Source organism: Lactiplantibacillus fabifermentans DSM 21115 (assembly GCF_000498955.2).
GTDB classification, from domain to species: Bacteria; Bacillota; Bacilli; order Lactobacillales; family Lactobacillaceae; genus Lactiplantibacillus; species Lactiplantibacillus fabifermentans.
Genome location: NZ_AYGX02000172.1, coordinates 1 through 598, shown reverse-complemented (window position 1 = coordinate 598; position 598 = coordinate 1). Strand labels below are relative to the sequence as shown.

At 38.0% G+C, this 598-nt stretch carries 2 protein-coding genes; both read left to right on the top strand.

What is annotated here, in order from left to right:
- Nucleotides 1–183 precede the first annotated feature (183 nt).
- Nucleotides 184–309: a helix-turn-helix transcriptional regulator gene (locus tag DY78_RS16900; protein ID WP_081754431.1), complete on the top strand. Its 126-nt coding sequence runs from the start codon at nt 184–186 to the stop codon at nt 307–309.
- A 70-nt stretch (nt 310–379) separates the two neighbouring features.
- Nucleotides 380–598, top strand: coding sequence for a hypothetical protein (locus tag DY78_RS15885; protein WP_082621252.1), 219 nt, complete (start codon nt 380–382; stop codon nt 596–598).

Sequence of the window (598 nt, the reverse complement as noted above, 5' to 3'; positions counted from 1 at the left end):
AATTATGACGCTGACTATTCGCATTTATTTGTCTAAAATCTTGACATAGGAGCCATCGTTATTTGAGCGCAAAATGGCGTTATATAGCGACTAGAAGAGAGTTTCTAGTGACAAATGGAGTGGATATAACCTATATTGGATAGTAGAAAAATCCAAGTCAAGTTAACGTAGAGGGGTAGAGAGATGGAACTGAATAAACTATTAAGACAAAAGCGATTGGCTGGAGGGTGGACGCAAGAACAGTTGGCCAATCAGTTATTTGTTTCAACTAAAACGATATCTAACTGGGAGGACCTTCCCGGATATTGAAAGTCTGATTAGTCTGTGTCAGCTTTATCATCTCTCTTTAGATCAATTATTGATAAAGGGGACAGATATCGTGGATGACTATAAAGAAAAAGAAGTTTTCGCTGAAATTGCCAAGAAACGGCAACAACAAATTTGGGGACCAATTTTGAGCTCAACAATCTTATTTGTACTCTGTGTTGGGAATAGCTTATTTCCGATGATGTTACCTAGTCAGTTGCGTTTTGGACTAGGTGGGCTCCTATGTCAAGATTTTAGACAAATAAATGCGAATAGTCAGCGTCATAATTGA

Bases quoted from the DNA above. Each gene is read 5' to 3' on its own strand.
- DY78_RS16900 (WP_081754431.1), top strand. From the start codon at position 184: ATGGAACTGAATAAACTATTAAGACAAAAGCGATTGGCTGGAGGGTGG.